At 27.3% G+C, this 16,881-nt stretch carries 17 protein-coding genes; 5 read left to right on the top strand and 12 right to left on the bottom strand.

Translation table 11 applies throughout. The features are described from left to right. Window positions 1-3 precede the first annotated feature (3 nt). The 11 genes from AMYT_RS00315 to rsmA all read right to left on the bottom strand — a co-directional run bounded on the left by AMYT_RS00315 (window position 4) and on the right by rsmA (window position 11,454). Entirely contained in the window at window positions 4-744 is a 741-nt protein-coding gene (locus AMYT_RS00315; RefSeq protein WP_114840587.1) for a succinate dehydrogenase/fumarate reductase iron-sulfur subunit, read from the bottom strand. Further along, entirely contained in the window at window positions 741-2,342 is a 1,602-nt protein-coding gene (locus tag AMYT_RS00310) for an FAD-dependent oxidoreductase (RefSeq protein ID WP_114840586.1), read from the bottom strand. Before AMYT_RS00310 ends, AMYT_RS00315 begins: the two co-directional genes overlap by 4 nt. Before the next feature lies 1 nt (window position 2,343). Further along, entirely contained in the window at window positions 2,344-2,793 is a 450-nt protein-coding gene (locus AMYT_RS00305; protein ID WP_191287674.1) for a hypothetical protein, read from the bottom strand. Window positions 2,794-2,822: 29 nt separating this feature from the next. Continuing rightward, window positions 2,823-3,749 (bottom strand): D-2-hydroxyacid dehydrogenase, encoded by a 927-nt coding sequence (locus AMYT_RS00300; protein WP_114840585.1) that lies wholly within the window; start codon window positions 3,747-3,749, stop codon window positions 2,823-2,825. A 72-nt stretch (window positions 3,750-3,821) separates the two neighbouring features. Continuing rightward, window positions 3,822-5,231, bottom strand: a complete 1,410-nt coding sequence (locus AMYT_RS00295; RefSeq protein ID WP_114840584.1) for a PhoH family protein — start codon at window positions 5,229-5,231, stop codon at window positions 3,822-3,824. Beyond that, a complete protein-coding gene (gene hemJ / locus AMYT_RS00290) occupies window positions 5,228-5,743 on the bottom strand; it encodes a protoporphyrinogen oxidase HemJ (RefSeq protein ID WP_114840583.1) in 516 nt (171 codons plus the stop codon). The genes AMYT_RS00295 and hemJ overlap by 4 nt, the downstream gene beginning before the upstream one ends. Next, on the bottom strand, window positions 5,743-6,930 hold the full coding sequence (locus AMYT_RS00285) for a replication-associated recombination protein A (protein ID WP_114840582.1): 1,188 nt from the start codon (window positions 6,928-6,930) through the stop codon (window positions 5,743-5,745). Before AMYT_RS00285 ends, hemJ begins: the two co-directional genes overlap by 1 nt. After that, window positions 6,927-7,718, bottom strand: coding sequence for a pseudouridine synthase (locus tag AMYT_RS00280; RefSeq protein ID WP_114840581.1), 792 nt, complete (start codon window positions 7,716-7,718; stop codon window positions 6,927-6,929). The genes AMYT_RS00285 and AMYT_RS00280 overlap by 4 nt, the downstream gene beginning before the upstream one ends. A gap of 9 nt (window positions 7,719-7,727) precedes the next feature. Next, window positions 7,728-8,690: a KpsF/GutQ family sugar-phosphate isomerase gene (locus AMYT_RS00275; RefSeq protein WP_114840580.1), complete on the bottom strand. Its 963-nt coding sequence runs from the start codon at window positions 8,688-8,690 to the stop codon at window positions 7,728-7,730. 9 nt (window positions 8,691-8,699) lie between these two features. Next, entirely contained in the window at window positions 8,700-10,673 is a 1,974-nt protein-coding gene (locus AMYT_RS00270; protein WP_114840579.1) for a ribonuclease J, read from the bottom strand. After that, window positions 10,636-11,454, bottom strand: coding sequence for a 16S rRNA (adenine(1518)-N(6)/adenine(1519)-N(6))-dimethyltransferase RsmA (gene rsmA / locus AMYT_RS00265; RefSeq protein WP_114843117.1), 819 nt, complete (start codon window positions 11,452-11,454; stop codon window positions 10,636-10,638). The genes AMYT_RS00270 and rsmA overlap by 38 nt, the downstream gene beginning before the upstream one ends. A gap of 70 nt (window positions 11,455-11,524) precedes the next feature. On the opposite strand from rsmA, the gene hisF reads away from it, so the two are divergent. The 5 genes from hisF to gltX all read left to right on the top strand — a co-directional run bounded on the left by hisF (window position 11,525) and on the right by gltX (window position 16,439). Beyond that, window positions 11,525-12,286, top strand: coding sequence for an imidazole glycerol phosphate synthase subunit HisF (gene hisF, locus AMYT_RS00260; protein WP_114840578.1), 762 nt, complete (start codon window positions 11,525-11,527; stop codon window positions 12,284-12,286). A 2-nt stretch (window positions 12,287-12,288) separates the two neighbouring features. Beyond that, window positions 12,289-12,978: an SIMPL domain-containing protein gene (locus AMYT_RS00255; RefSeq protein WP_114840577.1), complete on the top strand. Its 690-nt coding sequence runs from the start codon at window positions 12,289-12,291 to the stop codon at window positions 12,976-12,978. Beyond that, a complete protein-coding gene (locus tag AMYT_RS00250) occupies window positions 12,975-13,511 on the top strand; it encodes a phosphorylase family protein (RefSeq protein ID WP_114840576.1) in 537 nt (178 codons plus the stop codon). Before AMYT_RS00255 ends, AMYT_RS00250 begins: the two co-directional genes overlap by 4 nt. Before the next feature lie 381 nt (window positions 13,512-13,892). After that, the gene (rlmN, locus tag AMYT_RS00245; protein WP_114840575.1) at window positions 13,893-14,960 is read left to right on the top strand and encodes a 23S rRNA (adenine(2503)-C(2))-methyltransferase RlmN; all 1,068 of its coding nucleotides are present in this window, start codon (window positions 13,893-13,895) and stop codon (window positions 14,958-14,960) included. Window positions 14,961-15,047: 87 nt separating this feature from the next. Further along, window positions 15,048-16,439, top strand: a complete 1,392-nt coding sequence (gltX, locus tag AMYT_RS00240; RefSeq protein ID WP_114840574.1) for a glutamate--tRNA ligase — start codon at window positions 15,048-15,050, stop codon at window positions 16,437-16,439. 20 nt (window positions 16,440-16,459) lie between these two features. On the opposite strand, the gene AMYT_RS00235 is transcribed toward gltX, so the two are convergent. Continuing rightward, window positions 16,460-16,798, bottom strand: a complete 339-nt coding sequence (locus AMYT_RS00235) for a winged helix-turn-helix transcriptional regulator (RefSeq protein ID WP_114840573.1) — start codon at window positions 16,796-16,798, stop codon at window positions 16,460-16,462. Between the last annotated feature and the right edge of the window lie 83 nt (window positions 16,799-16,881).

Genomic DNA, 16,881 nt, shown 5'->3' with positions numbered 1-16,881 from the left:
ATCTTAGAAACCATTTGGATTAAAACCACCACTTGAGTCAAATCCACTATTAAAATCCATAGAAAAATTTTGAAAATTTGGATCTGTATAACCTGCTTGTGTAGCTATCATTCTAAGTTTTAAAATATCACTTTTTGAATCTATAAACTCGGGACAAACCATAGTGCAATTTCCACATAATGTACAATCCCAAATTCCATTTTCTTGAATTAATGCTATTTTATTACTCTTTTGAGCCTCTTTTTTATCATCTAGGTATCTTAGAACTCTTGTTAAAACAAAAGGTCCTTTAAACTCTTTATTTACTTCTAAAACAGGGCAAGAGCTATAACAGCTTTGGCATAAAATACAATTGCTTTGTCTATGTATTAGTTTTTCATCTTCTTTAGTAACTTTTTGACTACTTAGTTCTTCTAAAAAGCTATTTGAATTTTGTAATAACTGTTTATTTTTATCAATATTAACAACTAAATCTCTTATTACTTCATAATTTTTTAAAGGTTGTATTAAATCATTTTCCTTTAATTTTGTTTTACAAGCTAATCTTTCAACTTCATTTACTCTAATAGCACAAGAGCCACAAACTCCACTTCTACACCCACATCTAAAAGTTAAGCTAGCATCTTTTTTCTCTTTTATCTCTTTTAAATTTTCAAGTAAAGTTTTATCTTCAGATACTTCATATTCAAAAACTATAGCTTTTGGCTCTTTATTTTTATCATATCTTGCAATTCTTATCTTCATTTAACTTCCTCAAAATCCACAGCTAAAATTCCATCAATTTTATAAGCAATAGAGTTTTTTTCAAAATAATTATTTTGCGTTGGATAATCAATTCTATAATGACTTCCTCTACTTTCACATCTACTAATGGCACTTACAACTAAAACTTCTGCTAATTCAAGCATATTACCAAATTCAATAAATTCTACTAGGTTTTTATTATAATATGTACTTTTATCCATAATTCCCATAAAATTGAACTCTTTTTGCCATTGTCTTAAGCTAGATAATACTGCTTTCATATTTAAATCTGTTCTAAATATCCCCACATTTTTAAAAAGAATCTTACCCATAAATTCTTTTCTATCATAAAAATTTATTCTATTTGGGAAGTTATACACTTCTTTTATAAAAGCTTTATCATTTAGATATTGTTTAGAAGTTTTATACTCTTTTGTTTCTTCTTTTAACGCTGTTTCTATGGCATTTTTTGCAACTTTTCTTCCAAAAGTTATTAATTCTAATAAAGAGTTACCACCTAATCTATTTGCACCATGTATTCCACTTTGAGCACACTCTCCACAAGCAAAAAGATTACTTAAAGTTGTTTCTCCTTTACTGTTGGTTAATATTCCTCCCATACTATAATGAGCAGCAGGAGATATAGGTAAAAGTTCTTTTTTTATATCTATATTTAAAAACTCTTTAGCAACTCTTTTTTCTTGAGGAATTACTTCATTTAAAACTTTTTCATCTAAATGTCTTAAATCTAAAAAAACTTCTTCATCATTTTGAACTTTTTCATAAATTGCCCTTGCTACTTCATCTCTAGTTTTTAATTCATCTACAAATCTTTTATTTTCATTATCAACTAAATAGCCACCTTCACCCCTTGCACTTTCACTAATTAGTATATTTGCACCTTTTAAAGCAGTAGGGTGAAATTGTACAAACTCAATATTTGATAATTTAGCACCAGCTCTAATAGCAGCACTTAAACCATCTCCTGTAGAAGAGTAAGAATTTGTAGTAAAGTTAGTATAAAGTCCTGCATATCCTCCTGTTGCTAACACAACACATTTTGCATACTCTTGTATAACTTCTGAAGTTTGTATATTTAAAGCTGTTATTCCTATTACTTTTTTATTTTCAACTATTAAATTTAAAAGTAGATATTCATTTAAAAACTCTATATTCTCTTTTATTGCAGTATCATATAAAGTATGAATAATTTTAAGGCCAGTGTAATCAGAACTATAACAAGTTCTTTTTTTGGTAGTTCCTCCAAATTTTCTTTGGGCAATATTTCCTTCTTCATCTATGGAAAAAGGAACTCCTAATGAACTAAGCCACAAAATACTCTCTTTTGAGTTTTCACATAGATATTTTATATTCTCAAAATTAGCTAGTTTTTTTGAAGAGCTATAAGTATCTTCTATAAACTCTTTTATAGACTCTTCTTCTTTTAAAATTGCATTAATTCCACCTTGTGCTTGACAAGTTTGGGAGAAAGTAGGGTAGTTTTTTGATAAAACTTTTACTTTTAAACCTTGTTTTTTCGCTTCTAAAGCTACTGTTAAACCAGCTCCTCCTGAACCAATAATAAGAATATCTGTCATTTTAATCCCAAAACTCTTTTAAAGGTTTTTCTACTTCTTCTATGGGTTTTTCTTCAATATAAACTTCATCAAAATCCTCATCACTATAATCAGTTGAAAAAGAGATATTTTCAATATCTTCTAAAGCCTTTTGTAACTGTTTATCATCAATATCTTCAATATTTGTAGCTTTTGGTATAACTTTTTCCTCTTCTTTTATTTCTTGCTTTATTTCATCAATTTTAACTTTATTTTGAGATTGTTGCTTTTGTTGTGTTTTCAATTTCATATAATCAGCCATAATCTCTTCATAAATTTCAAAATCCAAAAGCATAAAACTAGGTTTTCCATCTCTTAAAATAATAGCTTTTTCTATGTGTTTATTATTTAATTGTTCAAAAATCATTTTGCTTTTTCTAATTAACTCTGTTGAAGAGAACATCTCTTTAGAAGTATATTGTAAATAATTCATTTTAACTCCAATCTGTATTTAAATACATATTATAATATGTAATTTTCTATGTTTTTAATTATAGAATTTATTAGTCTATTTCTTGCTTCTATCGATGCCCAACCTATATGTGGTGTTAATGCTAGTCTGTCTTTATTTTCTACTTTTAATAATGGTGAATTATCTTCAATAGGTTCTTTTGATACTACATCAATACCACAATATAGCTCTTTTTTATCAATTATAGTTGCAAGGTCTTCTTCATTTATTATTCCACCTCTTCCAAGATTCATTAAAATTGCACCATTTTTCATCATATTTAAATTTGTTTTATTTAACAAATTTTGTGTTTGATTATTTAAAGGACAATGAACTGAAACTATATCTGATGTTTTAAGTAATTCTTCTAAACTCATTTGATTATAATTAGTATTTTTATTATTACCACTAGTTGAATAATAATTTACATTACAACCAAAAGATTTTGCAATTTTTGCAACATTCTCTCCAATATTTCCTAAACCAATTATTCCCCAGTTTTTGTTTTCTAATTCAAAGAATGGTTTGTCAATATGTGTGAAAATTTCAGATTTTTGCCAATTGCCTTTATTTACATAAGAAGTATAGTAGTTTAATTTCTGAATAAAATAAAATACATATGAAAATGTAAGTTGTGTTACACTAGCAGTTGAATATCCTGCAACATTTTTTACTTCAATTCCTTTAACTTTAGCGTATTCTAGGTCTACATTATTCATTCCTGTTGCAGCAATACAAATAAGTTTTATTTTAGAATTATCTATAATATCTTTATTGATTACAACTTTATTTGTAACAACAATATCTGCATCTTGTACTCTAGTTAGTGTTTCATTTGGTTTTGTAACATCATATATTACAACTTCACCAAATTTATTAAATCCCTCTAAACTAATATCAAATCCAAGTGTTGCTCTATCTAAAAATACTATTTTCATTGTGTATACCTTTACATATTATATTATGTAAAGGTATCTAAATATTGCTAAATTTATTTTAAAGTGTAGAATTTACTTTTTTTCATTTGAAAAAATTTGCTCAGCCCATTCAGTAATTGGACCTCTTAAAACTTTTTCTAATTTTATAGCAAATGGTTTAACTAAATCATTTGCTTCTTTAGTTGATTTAAGTAGTGTTGTCAGTGCATTTGTATGTTTATTAACATAAAAATTATCTATTTGTTTATTACTTCCTAAAATAACAACCTTACAGCTATTATCAATCCTTGAAAGTACCATTTGCATAGTTTTATTTGACATATTTTGAGCTTCATCTATTATTACAAAGGCATTTGAAAGGGTTCTTCCTCTCATTTCTCCAACCCACATAGTTTCAATTCCATGATTTTGAATAAGAGTATCTACTCTAGAAGTTACTTCTGCATCTTCTAACTCTTCATATAATCCACCTTTTTTATTTGCTCTTCTTTTATGTTCACTTCTTACAATATAATCTAAGCTATCCATTAAAGGGTGGTTATAAATCCTAAATTTCTCTTCATAACCTGGTAAATAACCAATATCTTCACCTTTATCAAGTGATTCAATTGAGTTTCTAATATATATAATTCTTTGAAAGAATTTTTGTCTTACTAGTTTTAAAGCTCCACTTAAAGCCAAAAGAGTTTTACCACTTCCAGCTTTTGCTTCAATAATTAAAACATTAAAATAGTGACTTAAAATGGCATTTGAGAAGAATAACTGCTCTTTATTTAAAGGAGTTATTGTTTGATTTCTTATTTCAGCTTCATCTAAAATAGAGATTCTTTTATTTTGGACACAAGCTAATAAAACTTGGTCTGAACCCTTTACTTTAAAGCAATATGCAAAATTATAAGGTTTATGTTCACTATCATAATCAAAAATTGAAGCATTATTTATCGTTTCTAACTGTTCAAATTTAATAGTAATAGTTTTTATAAATTCAAAATTAAATTCATCAGTATTTGAACCTAATAAAGAGTCTGTTTTTATATCTAAAGAGATAGCTCTTGTTCTAGCCATAATATCCAAAGATAAAAAATTTGTTTCTAAAGCATAGTGACTTTGGGCAAATTTTGCCACTTCTAATATTTTTCTATCATTAATTATATTTAAAGCAACATTTTTACTATTTATAACATACTCTTCTTTTGAAATTATATCTATTGTAGTAGAGTATTTATCAACAATATTTAATCGAACAATTTTAAAATCATTAACTTTTGTATTACTTATAATTTCTGAATTTTCTAAAATTCTTGCAAACTCTCTTGCTTGAAAATTTATCTCATCAAAACCACTTTTTTTACTATCAATTTCATCTAAAACTGTCTCAGGAAGAACTAAAAGATTTTTATTTGCATCGCTTAACTTAAAGATATTTTTTGCATCTTCAAGTAAAATATTTGTATCTAATACATAAACTTTTTCAAAACTCATTTTACTTCTTTTTTTGGTTTCATTATCATATATCCTATAAAAGCAAATAAAGCAATTGTAATTATTGTAAATAAAAATGAAAATGTTTTAGTAATTACATATCCTACAATTAAAATAGATAACATTGTGGGAATTTCATTGTACATTCTAAAAAATTTACCTGTTTTTGTATAATTATCATTTTCTAACTCTTTTCTATATTTTTCTAAAGAAAAAGAATAAACAACTAAAAATATCATTACAATTAATTTAGCATACATCCAAACACCACTTCTAAATATATCAGGATTTAAAAATAGCATCAAGGCTCCACTTGCAATAGTAGCCCACATTGCTGGCGCACCTATATATTTATAGATTTTATATTCTTGAATTTTTACCACTTCTACAAACTCTTTTTTCTCTTTATGTTCCACATGATATACAAAAAGTCTAGGAAGATAAAATAACATTGCCATCCAAGACATAAAAGCCATTACATGAAAAGTTAATATCCAAGTATAATATTCCACTATTTATCCTTATTTTTTATTTTTAAAAGCCACTCACTTAATGTTTTCTCAAAACCAATATTTGATGTTTCATAATACTTTAATGGCTCTTTTAAATACTCTTGATTAATCCATCCTCCAAAATCGTGAGGATAAAGGTATCCTAAATGTGAAGAATTTATATGTTTTGGTATCTCTAAAATTCTACCATTTTTTATATCAGCTAATGCTTTATTAATAGCAAGATATGAGCTATTTGATTTTGGGGAAGAGGCTAGATAAATAACACATTGTCCTAGCATTATTCTACTTTCTGGATAGCCAATTTTATTGCAAGCAAGCATTGTACTAACTGCTAAGTTTAATGCATTTGGATTTGCATTACCAATATCTTCACTTGCAAAAATCACCAATCTTCGTGTAATAAAATCTACACTTTCTCCTCCATTGATAAGTCTTCCTAAATAGTATAAAGCTGCATCAATATCAGAACCTCTTAAAGATTTAATCATAGCACTTGCTAAATCATAATGAGTATCACTAGAACTTACTCCATCTCCAATAATATTCACTCTTAATTGTTTTAAAGTTTCAAAACTTATTGTAGTTTCAATTTTAGAGGCAAAATTCAATAGATTTAGCATAGCCCTTGCATCACCACTACTTGAAGCAATTAGATACTCTCTTGCCTCTTGTTCTAATTGTATTGAACTATTATTTATCGCACTATTTATTATTATATTTAGTTCTTCTTTTGTAAGTGGCAAAAACTCATATAAAAAAGACCTTGACCTAATAGCAGAAGTTAGTGTGAAAAATGGATTTTCTGTACTTGCTCCAATTATAATAGCATCATAATTTTCCATAATGGGAAGAAGTACTTCTTGCTGATTTTTTGATAATCTATGAACTTCATCAATAAAAACAATGGGTTTAATTAAAGAGTTTTTATATTTGTCAAAAACTTTTCTTAACTCTTCAACTTTTATAGTAGTGGCATTAAAATAGTAGTAATCACTATTGATATATTTTGCAATAATCTTTGCTAAAGTAGTTTTTCCAGTTCCTGGCTTTCCATAAAAGAATAGGTGAGGGATCTCTTTTTTAACTAGTAGTTTATATAAAGCCTTATCTTTACCTATAATATGAGATTGACCAACAAAACTTTCTAAAGTTGTTGGTCTTAGTTGATTTGATAAATCAATCATTTTTGTGTTAGATAGTTTCTTAAACTTTTATATTCATCTTTTGATAAGTATCTACTTTTACCTGTTGGTAAATTATTTAAAGATACTCCACCAAAATCTAATCTTTTTAAATCCATAACATTTAGTCCAAAATGAGAGAAAAATCTTCTTAATTCTCTATTTTTACCCTCTGTAATTACTACTTTTAATTTTGAAAAATTATGGTTATTTGTTAATATTTGATAGGCTAAAAAAGGTGCAAAAGTCATTGATTTTATCTTTGATTTTTCATGGGCACCAGCTGTTGCATCTTCAAGCTCAATACCTTCTCTCATAGCATCTTCTACTAAATGTGTAATCTCTCCATCAACTTTTATTTTATAAATTCTTTCTAAACTTGAGTGCATTAAAGAGTTTACTACTTCTACACTATCTGATAATAAAATCACACCTTCACTTGCATAATCTAATCTTCCAATAGGTAAAAAATGCTTATATTTTTTATCTAATGAATCATAAATAGTTCTTCTTCCTTGAGGATCACTTTTAGTAACTAATTCACCTTTTGGTTTATTATATACAATTACTGTATACATTCTATCTTTATCAGCTTTTATTACTTTTTTATCTATTTTTACTAAATTATTTTCAGATACTTTAGTAGCTAAATCTGTAACAACTTTTCCATCTATAGTAACTCTTCCACTTTCAATAATCTTGTCAGCTTCTCTTCTTGAATAATTACTATTATGAGAGATAAATTTATTTAATCTTGTTAATTCTATATTTTGATTTTTTTCATTTCCCATGATTTTTCCTTATTTTATTCCTGCTTCTATTAAATCATGAATATGTAATACCCCAACTAGTTTTTCATTGTTATCAACTACTATTAAAAGTTGTATCTTAAAATCTTCGATAATTTGTAAAGCATCACTTGCTAATATATTTTTATCATTTAAAACTTTTGGATTTAAAGTAGCAACTTCAAGAATATTACAATCTAATGTAAAATTATCTTGCATTAATGCTCTTCTTAAATCCCCATCACTTAAAAGTGCTATTACTTTCTCATTTTCATCTATTATTATAACACTTCCTAGTCTTCCTTGACTCATAATTACAATAGCATCTTTTAATTTTGTTTCACGTGAAACCACAGGAAGATTCTCTTTTCTTAGTAAATCATCCACTTTAATAAAAAGTTTTTTCCCTAAGCTTCCACCTGGATGAAAAGAGGCAAAATCCTCTTTTTTAAACTCTCTTTTTTTCATTAAACATACAGCTAAAGCATCACCCATAGCCATAGTTAAAGTTGTAGAAGAGGTTGGGGCAGTATCCAAAGGACATGCCTCTTTTGATACATTAATATCCATAAAAAAATCTGAATATTTTGCTAACGTAGAAGTTTTTGATTTTGCCATAGCAATTAAAGGAATATCAAATCTTTTTAGATGAGGAAGAATTTGTATTAATTCTTCACTCTCTCCACTATAAGAAATACCAAGTACAATATCCTCTTTTCCTATCATACCTAAATCTCCATGCATTGCCTCAGTGGGATGCAAGAAAAAAGAGCTTGTACCTGTACTAGCTAATGTTGCAGCTATTTTTGCTCCAACAAGTCCAGATTTTCCAACTCCTGTTACAATAAGTTTACCCTTTGAATTAACAATTAATTCAACAATTTTTTCAAAATCAACATCTAAATTTTTTGCAGCTAACTCTAACTCTTTTGCTTCAGTTATTAAAACCTCTTGTGCAACTGCTTTAAAATCCATTTTATTTCCTTATTGAACAAATAAAGTTGGTACAATCATTGGATATTTTTTATATTTTCTAATGCAATGTTTTCTAACAACTTTTCTAATTTCATCTTCTAAAATTTTGTTGTTTTTAAAGATACCAGGTCTTGCATTTTTAAGTGCAGTTGCCAATAGTTCTTCAATCTCTTTACTAAATACTCTATCTTGTTTATTAGGAACAAGTCCAAATGAAGTAACTCTTGGTTTTTGAGCAAGTGTTCTATCATTTTCATTTACTTGAGCAACAATAACAATAACTCCTTCTTTAGCCATTGTTTGTCTATCAAGAACAATATCATCAGAAATTTTATGATTAAGTTGATTATCTATATATACTTTTCCAGTTTTAACTGTTTTTACTTTTTTAAGATATTTTGGAGAAACTTCTATTTGCTCTCCATCACTCATTATATATAAATTTCTTTCTAAAATTCCACACTCAATTCCAGTTTGTCCATGTTTTATAGCATGGTTATATTCTCCATGCACTGGCATAAAGAATTTCGGCTTAACTAATCTTAGCATTAGTTTTTGCTCTTCTTGTGCAGCATGTCCTGATACGTGAATATCACTAAAATCTTGGTATGCAACCTTTGCACCAGCTTTTAATAAATGATTTATAATACCAGAAACACTTCCTTCATTTCCTGGAATTGCTTTTGCTGAAAGAATAATTTGATCTTCTGGTTTAATCTTAATATGTCTATGTTCATGAATAGCCATTCTATAAAGTGCACTCATAGATTCACCTTGGCTTCCTGTTGTTACAATTAAAACTTCACCATCATTATATTTATTAATTTCATGGGCATCAATAAATTGGTCTCTAGGGAATTTAATATATCCTAAACTCATAGCAATCTCTAAGTTTTTCTCCATAGATCTACCAATAATACATATTTTTCTATTATATTTTAATCCTCTTTCAATTGCTTGTGCAACCCTATGGATATTTGAAGAGAATGTAGACATAATAACTCTTCCTTTTGCATTTGCAAAAATTTTATCAAAAGTAGGGCCTACTGTTTTTTCTGATTTTGTAAATCCAGGAGAGTGTGAATTTGTTGAATCACTAGTAAGAAGTAATACCCCTTCTTCTCCATAATGTGCTAATCTATGTAAATCTGTTGGATAACCATCAATTGGAGTATGATCAATTTTAAAATCTCCTGTATGAATAATTGTCCCTGCTTCAGTTTTTACTGCAATTGCTGATGAATCAATAATTGAGTGAGTAATATGCATCCATTCAACTTCAAATTCACCAATTTTAATTGGAACTCTTTTTTGAATAGCTCTAAAGTATTTTCTATGCTCTCTCATTTTATGTTCATCAAATTTTGAACCAATCATTTCTAAAGGTAAAGATGTTCCATAAACAGGGAATTGCATCTCTTTAAATAAATATGGCATAGCTCCAATATGGTCTTCATGTCCATGAGTGATAATAATACCTGCAATTTTATCTTTAATCTCTCTAATATAAGTAAAATCAGGGATTAGAATATCTACACCATGCATATCTTCATCAGGGAAACTCATACCAACATCAATGATTAAAGCACATGTTTCTGTCTCCATAACCATCATATTTCCACCAATTTCACCTAAACCACCAAGTGGCGTTATCCTAACTTTTGCATTTGTATTTAGATTTAATTTATAGTGGGGATTTAATCTATCTTTATGAATTCTTTCATTTATTTGATGAGCTTTTTTTAAATCATTAATCCAACCTTCACCTTTTGTTTGCTGTGGTTGCGTTTTAGGTTTTGGTTTTCTTTTTCTTTGAATAGATTTTTTTTCATCTATATTCCCTTCACTATCATTTGTAGCTATGGGAGCAGTTGAAGTATTATTGTTTTTAGGTTTTCTACTTCTTCTTGGTTGCCTGTTATTGGCACTTTTCTTTTGTTCTACATTATCCTCTTGTATCGTCTGTACTTTCGTTTCTTCCATTTTTTACCTTTGTATACATTTGGCTATACAAAGATGCGCTAACTTCATGAGGTCTAATGTTATCATTTATATTAAGGTCTTTAAAGATTTGTGATAGCAACTCTTTATCTATCTGTGCAGCAAGATTTTTAGATAGTTTTTTTCTAGGTTGTGAAAAACAAACTTTTAAAAACTTTTTAAAATCATTACATACAGACTTATTCAAATCTTTTTTTAGATAAAGAATAGAGGAAACAACCTTTGGAGCAGGATTAAATGACTCAGGTTGAACATCAAATAATATCTTTGAATCGGTTGTTAATAATTGTGCAATAATAGCTAAAGAAGAAAACTCTTTATCATTTACTTTTGCAGTAAATTTAAGTGCCACTTCTTTTTGTATCATAACAATTATATGCTCACAATTAGCATCCTCTAATGCTCTTAATATAATGTTTGTTGCGATATAGTAGGGTAAGTTTGCAATCATGTCATATTTACCCGTATGTAACGTATTTTGCTTGTCCCAAGCTTCTAATACATCTGTATGTATTAATTTAAATCTGTTACACTCTATCTCTTTTTGAAATTTAGACCTTAAGATACCAATTAAATCAGTATCTACTTCATAAGCAGTCATATCTTTGTACTTGACTAATTTCTCTGTCAAATCACCTAAGCCAGGTCCAATTTCCACAATATAATTATTGTTGTTGGGCATCGCTTGGATGATTCCATTTAGAACAGTTGTATCAATTAAAAAATTTTGTCCGTATTTTTTTTTAGCTTTAATATTTTCCATAAGCAAAGAGTATATCTGATTTTAACTTACATTTAGATAAGATTTTTTAGATTAAAAAGAAGGAAAAAGTTTGAGTAATTTTGCAAAAAGAATAATACCTTGTTTAGATGTAAAAGATGGAAGAGTAGTAAAAGGTGTTAATTTTGTCGGATTAAGAGATGCAGGGGATCCTGTAGAAGTAGCAAAAAGATACAATAATGAAGGTGCAGATGAAATTACATTTTTAGATATTACTGCAAGTCATGAAAATAGAGATACAATTGTAGATATAGTAAAAGATGTAGCAAAAGAGGTTTTTATTCCCTTAACTGTAGGTGGAGGAATAAGAAAATTAGAAGATATTTACAAACTATTAAATGTAGGTTGTGATAAAGTTTCTATTAATTCATCAGCTGTTGTAAATCCAAATTTTATTGATGAAGGTGCAAAAAGATTTGGAAGTCAATGTATAGTTGTTGCTATTGATGTAAAAAAAGTAGCCGATGGTTCATACCATGTTTTTGTAAAAGGCGGAAGAGAAGATACAGGACTTGATGCCATTACTTGGGCTAAAGAGGTCTATAATAGAGGGGCTGGAGAGATTCTTTTAACTTCTATGGATACAGATGGAGCAAAAACTGGATTTGAACTAAATATAACAGAACAAATCTCTTCTGTTGTTGATATTCCTGTAATAGCAAGTGGTGGTGCTGGTACTATGGAACATATAAAAGATGCCTTTTTACATGGCGCAAGTGCAGCTTTAGCTGCATCAATCTTTCACTTTAAAGAGATTGATATTATGGAATTAAAACACTATTTAAGAGAGAATAATATTCCAGTAAGGATTTAATTATGAAGAATTTATTTAAAAAAAGTTTACTATTAACTGTTTTACCTTTATCTTTATTTTCATATGAAATAAATTTTAATAAAACATTTGATAAAAAACTTCAACCTGATATTTTAAGCTCTAATATAAAAATTAGAATTGAATCAGATAATGAATCATTAATTTCTACAAAACTAGAAAAATTTAATGAATATATAAAAAATGCAAAATATATAAATAAGAATCTAGGTATATTTCATATTAAACCTACTTATAAATATATAAGTAATACTCCAAAAGTTGATGGATATTTAGGTGAAGTAAACTATACTATTAGTTCTCCTGAACCAAAAAATATAAATAAATTTTTAAATGGCCTTATTAATTTAAAAGAACATAGAGATACCTCTATTGTAATTTCTAATCTTATGTGGGAAGTTAAAGAAAGTAGTGCAACTGTTGCTTTAGATATTATGAGATTTGAAGCTATTGCTTGGATAGAAAACTATACAAAAATTTTATCTCAAGATTTAAAGAAAAGTTGTTCTATAAAAAATATTCATATCAATTCTATACACTCTCCAATTTATAGAAATTCAAGAGAAGTAATGATTTCTGCTGCAAAAGAATCAGCAAATGATTCATTTCCTTTACCAGAACAAGAAGATAGAACTTTAAAGCTTACGGCTAATTATATATTGGAGTGTAAATGATAATCTGCGCAGGAAAAAATGAAGTCTTTAATTTTGCACAACCTATGGGAGTAGGTTTAATAGAAATGGCAATTAATCTAACAAGATTGTGTCTTTTCAATAAACCTGACTTTTTACTTTTTGTTGGAAGTGCTGGTTCATATGGAGAGCATAATATTTTTGATATTATAGAATCAAAAAGAGCTTCAAATATAGAATTGTCTTTTTTAAACAACAACTCTTATACTCCTCTTGATAATGTCTTAGAATCTGAAAATAAATTTGTAAGAAATGATACTATAGTAAATAGTTCAAACTATATTTCTACAAATTTTGCTTTAAGCAAAAAATTTAATGCCTATGGAATAGGTATAGAAAATATGGAATATTTTTCTGTACTTCAAGTAGCTCGTGAGTTTCAAATTCCAGTTGGTGGAATTTTTATAGTAACAAACTATACAAATGAAAATGCCCATGAAGATTTTTTAAAAAATCATAAAGAAGCAATGTCAAAATTAACAAACTATTTAATTGAAAAAAATATAATAAAATAGTATTTCACTTCATTGTTTCACGTGAAACATAAAAAATTTTTTTTATAAAGATTAAGAATTTTTATTTCTTAATCTTTTAAATTTAATCTAATTTATAATTACTTTTTCTAGTTTTAATATAAAAATATTTTTATATCTTTATTTTTAAATACTTCCATATTTACGATTTATTTTAAATACTTCTTTATCTTTATTTATTTTATATATAAATACTTTATTTATAAATTTAACTCTTTCATATCATTGTTTCACGTGAAACAATTTAATTAAATTTAATAACATATCTAATTTTTTTAGAATAAAAATTAGATATGTTACCAAAGCAAAAATAGGGTAAAAAAAAGATATAATAATTATATATTATGTGAAAGAAAGGTAGAAATGCAATCAATTTATGATTTCACTTTAGAAGAATTAAAAGAAAAATTAAAACCTTCATTTAGAGCAAAACAAGTATATAACTGGCTATATAAAAAATACGCTAGCTCTTTTGAAGAAATGAAAAATTTACCAAAAGACTTAATTGAAGAGTTAAAACAAAACTATACAATTGATGTAATGCAAATTATAAAAAAAGAAAAAAGTATAGATGGAAGTATTAAATATCTTTTTAGGCTCCATGATGGGGTAACTGTTGAAGCTGTTTTATTATTGATGAAAAAGAAAAAAATTGCTGAAGATGGAACAATAGAAAGAAGTGAAAAATATACTGTATGTATCTCATCTCAAGTTGGATGTAAAGTAGGGTGTAGTTTCTGCCTTACAGCAAAAGGTGGTTTTGTTAGAAATTTAACAGTAGGAGAGTATATAGCTCAAATTGTTAATATAAAAAGAGATAATGAAATACCTGAAAATAAATCTTTAAATATAGTTTATATGGGTATGGGTGAACCACTTGATAATTACAACAACTTTGTAAAAGCTGTAAAGATATTTAGTGAACTTGATGGATTAGCAATTAGTAGAAGAAGACAAACTGTTTCAACTTCAGGAATTAGTACAAAAATAGAGAAACTTGGAAAAGAAGATTTAGGAATACAATTAGCTATCTCTTTACATGCTGTTGATGATGAATTAAGAAGCGAATTAATTCCAATGAATAAAGCTTATAATATAAAAACAATTATTGATGCTGTTAGAAAATTTCCTATTGATACTAGAAAAAAAGTTATGTTTGAATATCTAGTTATTAAAGATAAAAATGATGATATAAAATCAGCAGATAATTTAGTAAAACTTTTAAATGGAATAAATGCAAAAGTAAATTTAATCTATTTTAATCCATATCCAGGTACTACATATCAAAGACCAGAAAGTAAAGATATGGTAAAATTCCAAGAGTATTTATTAAGCAAAGGATTGCTTTGCACTATAAGAGAATCAAAAGGTCTTGATATCTCAGCTGCATGTGGTCAATTAAAAGAAAAGGAAGCTAATGGAAGCACTTGATATTGTAATGATAGTATTTATTGCCAGTGTAGCAATAGTCTCAGCAATTGGATTTTTTAAAAGTTATAAAAATAAGGATAAAGAATAATGGCAGTTACAAGATTTGCACCAAGCCCAACAGGATATTTACATATTGGTGGATTAAGAACAGCTTTATACAACTATTTATGGGCAAGAAAAACAAATGGTGTATTTAGATTAAGAATTGAAGATACAGATACACAAAGAAATAATGAAGATGCAATGAAAGCAATTATCAATGCTTTTGATTGGGTAGGGTTAAATTATGATGGTGTAGTAGAATACCAATCACAAAGAATGGATATTTATAAAAAATATATTCAACAACTTTTAGATGATGGCAAAGCTTACTATTGTTATATGTCAAAAGAAGAGCTAGATGCTTTAAGAGAAGAGCAAATGGCAAATAAGCAAACACCAAGATATGATGGAAGATATAGAGACTTTACAGGAACTCCTCCTCAAGGTGTAGAACCAGTGGTAAGAATTAAAGCACCACAAGAAGGAAAAATCACTTTTGTTGATGGTGTAAAATCTATAATGAATATCAATTGTGATGAAGTGGATGATTTTGTAATTGCTAGAAGCAATGGTTTTCCAACATACAATTTTGTTGTTGCTATTGATGATGCATTAATGGGAATAACTGATGTAATTAGAGGAGATGACCATTTAACTAATACAGCAAAACAAATTATTGTTTATGAAGCATTAGGATTTGAAATTCCAAAATTTTATCATGTTCCAATGATAAATAATCCACAAGGTAAAAAGCTATCTAAAAGAGATGGTGCAATGGATGTAATGGAGTATAAAAATCAAGGTTATTTACCAGAAGCTCTTTTAAACTTTTTAGTAAGATTAGGATGGTCAAATAAAGATCAAGAAATTTTTTCTATGGAAGAAATGTTAGAACTTTTTGATCCTCAAAATATAAATAAATCAGCATCATCTTATAATCAAGAAAAATTACTTTGGTTAAATGCACACTATATTAAAAATATTTCAAATGAAAGATTATCTAAAGAATTAGAGTTTTTTGATTGTTATTTAGAAGGTCATGATAAAAAAGAGATGATTTTAGATTTAACAAAAGAGAGAGCTCAAACTTTAGTTGAATTAAAAGATGCAATTGCAAATATTTTAAATAGACCAGAAAGCTATGAAGAAAAAGGTGTAAATAAATTTATAAAAGAAGATACAGCAAAATTCTTAGATGCATATTTAAAAACTTTAGAAGAGACTAAAGAGTCTTTACATTTAGCTTGTGATTATGAAACAGTTACAAAACCATTTATTGAAAAATTTGAGTTAAAATTCCCACAACTATTCCAACCAATAAGAATAGCTTTAACAGGAGGAACACAAGCTCCATCAGTTTATGATATTATGGCAATTTTAGGATACGAAGAAGTAAATCTTAGAATTAGAACAGCTTTAGATAAAAACTTTAAATAAAAGATAAAGAGAAATTCTCTTTATCTTTTTTTATGCTCCTCTCCCCATAAATATAACTGCTTTAAAATAGGTTTTAAACTCATTCCATAAGAAGTTAAAGAGTATTCAACCTTTGGTGGAACTACTGGATATACAACTCTTAAAATAATACCATCATCTTCTAACTCTTTTAATTTTGTTGATAACATCTTTTGTGTGATTTTTGGCATAAGTTTTTGTAGTTCATTAAATCTTTTTGTATCTCTTCTTAAATACCAAAGTATTAAAATTTTCCATTTTCCATCTATAACATCTAGTGCTGTTTCAACTGGACATTTTTCATTTTCTATATCATCTATATATTCTATTTCTTTTATCATTTTTTTTCTCTTTAGTATCTTTTTTGAAACTAAATATCTTTTGTGTAAGTTCTTGCGCTTCTTATTTATTTTAGCTAAACTTT

Origin of the sequence: Malaciobacter mytili LMG 24559 (assembly GCF_003346775.1) — a bacterium.
Taxonomy (GTDB): domain Bacteria; phylum Campylobacterota; class Campylobacteria; order Campylobacterales; family Arcobacteraceae; genus Malaciobacter; species Malaciobacter mytili.
Note: the sequence above shows the minus strand (reverse complement) of the source record. Positions and strands in the feature narration are given on the sequence as shown.